Annotated in this window: 3 protein-coding genes; all 3 read right to left on the minus strand. The window is 69.3% G+C overall.

Annotated elements, in window-relative coordinates; translation table 11 throughout:
• Positions 1–28 precede the first annotated feature (28 nt).
• The 3 genes from MYMAC_RS17955 to MYMAC_RS17965 all read right to left on the minus strand — a co-directional run bounded on the left by MYMAC_RS17955 (position 29) and on the right by MYMAC_RS17965 (position 4,361).
• Positions 29–1,033 (minus strand): LLM class flavin-dependent oxidoreductase, encoded by a 1,005-nt coding sequence (locus MYMAC_RS17955; protein WP_095958958.1) that lies wholly within the window; start codon positions 1,031–1,033, stop codon positions 29–31.
• A gap of 159 nt (positions 1,034–1,192) precedes the next feature.
• Positions 1,193–2,632, minus strand: a complete 1,440-nt coding sequence (locus MYMAC_RS17960) for a hypothetical protein (protein WP_239989592.1) — start codon at positions 2,630–2,632, stop codon at positions 1,193–1,195.
• Positions 2,633–2,714: 82 nt separating this feature from the next.
• Positions 2,715–4,361, minus strand: coding sequence for a cyclic peptide export ABC transporter (locus MYMAC_RS17965; protein WP_157757511.1), 1,647 nt, complete (start codon positions 4,359–4,361; stop codon positions 2,715–2,717).
• Between the last annotated feature and the right edge of the window lie 122 nt (positions 4,362–4,483).

Raw genomic sequence — 4,483 nt, forward strand, 5'->3', positions numbered from 1 at the left:
GGGTCGCCGAGCGGGGCGGAGCGCCGGCTCAGCGCGCGAGGGCGAACGCGTCCGCGAGCAGCTCGTACGAGCGGAGCCGGGCGCGGTGGTCGTGGATGATGGTGGTGATGAGGAGCTCGTCCGCCTGGAATTCGGCGGCCATGGCCATCAGCCGTTCCTTCACCTGGTCCGGTGCGCCACACACGACGCGCTTGCGGTCGAACTCGAGCGTCGCCAGGTCCTCGGGCGTATAGGGGTAGGCCTCCGCCTCCTCGATGGAGGGGATGGGCTCCTCGGGGCGGCCCCGGCGGGTGTTGATGGTGAGCAGGTCGCTGCTGCGCGCTATTCGCCGGGCCTCCTGCTCGGTCGGGGCACAGATGACGTAGACGCTGACCGCGGAGCGGGGCGCCGCCTGCACCTGGGACGGCTTGAAGTGCTCGCGGTATCCCCGCGTCACCGGAGCGCCGTGGACGGGGTTGAAGAAGTGGGCGAAGCAGAAGGACAGGCCCATCCGCGCCGCCAGCGCCGCGCTCTGCTCACCGGAGCCCAGCGCCCAGACCTGCGGCATGCCCGGCGCCATGGTCTTCAGGCTCAGCTTCTCGAACTCCGCCGTCGCGGGCTTCGCGCCCGACAGGAAGGCGACCAGGTCCTCCAGCTTCGTCGGGAACCCCTCGTTGGGCATGGGCGTGCCGTAGGCCAGGGCCTTGGCCACCAGGTCCGTGCTGCCCGACGTCCGGCCAATGCCCAGGTCGATACGGCCCGGGTGGAGCGTCTCCAGCAACCGGAAGACCTCGGCGACCTTGAAGGGGCTGTAGTTCGACAGCAGGACGCCGCCGGTGCCCACGCGGATGCGAGACGTGGCCGCCGCCACGTGCGCGACCAGGATTTCAGGCGCAACGCCCGCGAAGTGTCCGGAGCCGTGGTGCTCGGCGAGCCAGAAGCGGTGATACCCGAGCTGCTCGGCCGCCCGGGCCAGCTCCACCGTGTTCTGGAAGGCCTCACGTGGCTGGCTGCCGCGGACGACGATGGAATGGTCGAGGACACTGAGCTTCACGGCGAGCGTTCCTTTTTCGGGCAGGCAACGCTGTCGGGGCCGCTGCGAGACGGGCCGAGTCGTCGCGTGTCCGCGTTTCAATGGGGTGACAAAGACTACAGTAGCGCGGTCATCTGCGACAAATGGGATTTATTTGAATATACTTGAAAATTGAGAAAGCTACTCGACGACGACGAGCGCGCACATCAGCGCGCCCTGTGTCGCGTTGACCACGTCCTTGCCCTGCCCGGTGGGGTTCATGCGCACCATGGTCCCGCCATAGCGCTCGCCGAAGACGAAGGCGCCCCAGATGAGGATGTGGGGGCCCACGGTGCCGTCGTCCCGCATGAAGTGGTAGGGGCGCGGCTCGACGCGCTCCTGGACGATCCAGCCGCCGTGCTCCAGCGCCTCCTGGACGGCCGCGTCCCAGGCCTCCGCGGTCGTCCCGCGGCCAATGAGCACGGACTTGCCGCCATAGGCGCGGCCCGCCTTCAGCACCAGTCCATCGCGCTTGTCCGCGATGAGCTCGTCGGGGAGCCAGACGTCGGCGCCGCCGCGTGGGGTGTGGACGCGCCGCACGCGCCGCGTCCAGGGGATGTGCTGGCGGATGAGCGCCCGCTCCTCGGCGGTCAGCGCCGGGGACGCCGCGTTCTCCGACAGCAGCGCGATGTTGAGCTTGTCGTCCAGCAGCTCCTGGGCGGGGCCGTTGTAGAGGCACAGCGTGCGCGCGGCGACAGCGGCCCGGGCGCGGGCGTCGAAAGCGGGGCCCACCACCTCCAGCCTGTCCCGGGCGTCATGCTCCTGCACGGCGTGCAGCCGCCGGCCGCGCATGGTGAAGGCCGCTCCCTCTGAGTCCTGGACCTCGCCGTAGGTGCCGATGAGCACCTCGCCCCGGGCGCCCTGGGCGCCGAGCAGCTCGCTGAAGGTGCTGTTGAGCAGCAGGCTCGCCATCTCGCTGCCCGTGGGGTCCGGCGGCTCGTCGTCTGGGAAGAGCACGGCCAGGTTGCATTCACCCTCCCAGGCGACCGTGCGCCGGACGTCTTCGATGACGTGCGTCAGGAAGGCGCGCAGCGTGTCCTGGAGCTGGACGCGCAAGCCCTGCTCCTGGACGAAGCGCTGGAGCACGGGCTGGTCCATCACGACCTGGGCCTTGAGCGCGGTCTCCCAGCCGCCCAGGCCCGCCATCATGTTGACCTCCAGGCACTTGAGGCCCTCCGCCGAGTCGATGAAGTCCCCGCGGCTCAGCCCGCCGCGCGCATCCTCCGTGAGGGCCAGGGCCTCCACCGCCACGCGGGCCCGCTCCTGCGTGACGCCGTAGAAGTCGGCGATGCGCTGGGGGTCGCCGCCCAGCAGCAGCCGGGGGCCGCGCTTGACGAGCCGGCTGAGCTCCACCGAAAGCGACGCCAGCAGCCCGTCCCGGCGCGAGTCGATGAGCACCGGCCACCGGTGCAGCTCGTAATACATCAGCGGTGATTCTTCGAACTTGTGGAACCGGTGACGCGCGAACACCTCCGGTGTCCGCTCCGCGAACTTCAGGAACGCCACCGCCGCGGCGGACAGCTCACCGTGCAGTCCCTTGATTTCCTCGGAGAACATCGCCCCGCCTTGCGTCCCCGCCACGTGTGACATTATCCGCGCCAATTCACTCTGTCTCAGAGTGCCTGTAAAGCGGATGTTTCACGGGTGTGTCTGGGAAGGCGTTTCACGCGGAGGCTTCGGTCTCCCGGTGGGAGGGGGCGGCGCTGATGGCGCCAGACTCCAGGCGGAGGAGGTGGTCCGCGACGTCGAAGTACCGGTCGTCGTGGCTGATGACGACCACGGCCTTGCCCGCGGCCTTCAGGTCCGGGAGCAGCTCCCGGTAGAAGACCTCCTTGAACAAGGGGTCCTGGTCCGCGGCCCACTCGTCGAAGAGGTACACGGGGCGGTCCTCCAGATAGGCCGTCAGCAGCGCCAGGCGCTTGCGCTGGCCCGTGGACAGGTCCGTGGTGGAGAGGGCGCCGTGCGCGTCGATGCGGACCTTGCGCTCCAACTGGAGCCTCGTGAGGTAGGCGCGGACCTTGTCGGCCCGGCCTCCCTCGGCCAGGCCCAGCAGCGAGTCGAACAGGTGGAAGTCGGAGAACACCGTCGCGAAGTGCTGGCGGTAGAGCTCCCGCGTCTCGTCCGTCACCGGCTGTCCGTTGACGTGCACCGCGCCGGACTCCGGCGCGTAGAGGCCGGTGATGAGCTTGGCCAGCGTCGTCTTGCCGCTGCCGTTGCCGCCGACGATGAAGAGGATTTCTCCCGGGCGCAGCGTCAGGTCGATGGGGCCGAGCGTGAAGGGGAGGTCCTCGCTGTCGCGGCGGTAGGCGTGCGTGACGCCCACCAGGTCGATCCGGGCGGGCGCGACGGGCGGCGCCAGCGGCGTGGTGGCGAGCGGCCCGGACTCCGCGGGGACCAGCGCCAGCGCCTCGATGTGGCGCAGCGCCACCGTGCCCGCGCCCAGCATGGGCAGCAACGTCATGGACGCATCCAGCGGCTGCTGGAGGTAGAGGACGGCCAGCGTGTACCCCACCAGCGTGGTCGCGGGCACGTGGGTGAAGCCCGGCAGCGCGAACAGCAGCAGGCCGATGAAGAAGAAGAACAGGCTCATGCCCCAGCTCGTCGTCAGGGCGTGAAGGGAGGAGACGCGCTGCTGGAGCTGCTTGAGCGTCTGGGCGGTGGGGAACAGCTCCTGGAGGAGGAAGGCCTTGCGCCGGCCTTCGTGCAGCTTCAGCTCCTTCAGGCCCTGCGTGAGCGAGCGCAGGTCGCCGAAGAAGCGGTCATTCGTCTGCCGTGAGTCGCGCAGCAGTCCCATGATGTGCCGCAGGGGCAGCAGGTAGCTGACGGCGCCCAGCAGCGCGAAGACGAGCAGCGCCGCGAACACCATCCGCGACATGACGGCCAGGTACGTCATGCAGCCCAGGATGATGCCGCCGTTGATGAGCAGCGGCGGAACGCACAGCAGCCCCTGCGTGACGGCCTGGACGTCGTCGATGAGCGTCGCCAGCAGGCGCGGGGTGCCCAGCTCCTCCAGCCGGCGCAGCGGCGTCGCGAGGATGCGCTGGCTGAGCTGATCTCTCAGCGCGAACGTGGTGTTCGTCTGCAGCCGCGTCAGCAGCAACTGGGAGCCGACGCGGGCGCCTAGCATGAGCACTCCCAGTGTGGCGAAGCCGAGGAGGCTCCCCCGGTCCGCGAGCCCGCCACCCCTGGCCAGGACGTCATTGATGTACGCGATGAGCCCGGCGCTCGCGGCGCCCGTCATCAGCCCGAAGCACACGGCGAGTGCCACGAATCCACGGGACCTGCGCAGCAGCAGGATGAGCAGGTTCACGCCAGGAGTTCCTTCCGCGAGGATGAGAACCGGAATGTGGGCGCTCATAGCTTATGCTGCGCGCCGCTCTCCAGCGAAGGTCTCTCCGTCTTTTCACAGTTTCGCCACCTGGACTCCTCACC

The organism is Corallococcus macrosporus DSM 14697 (genome assembly GCF_002305895.1).
GTDB classification, from domain to species: Bacteria; Myxococcota; Myxococcia; order Myxococcales; family Myxococcaceae; genus Myxococcus; species Myxococcus macrosporus.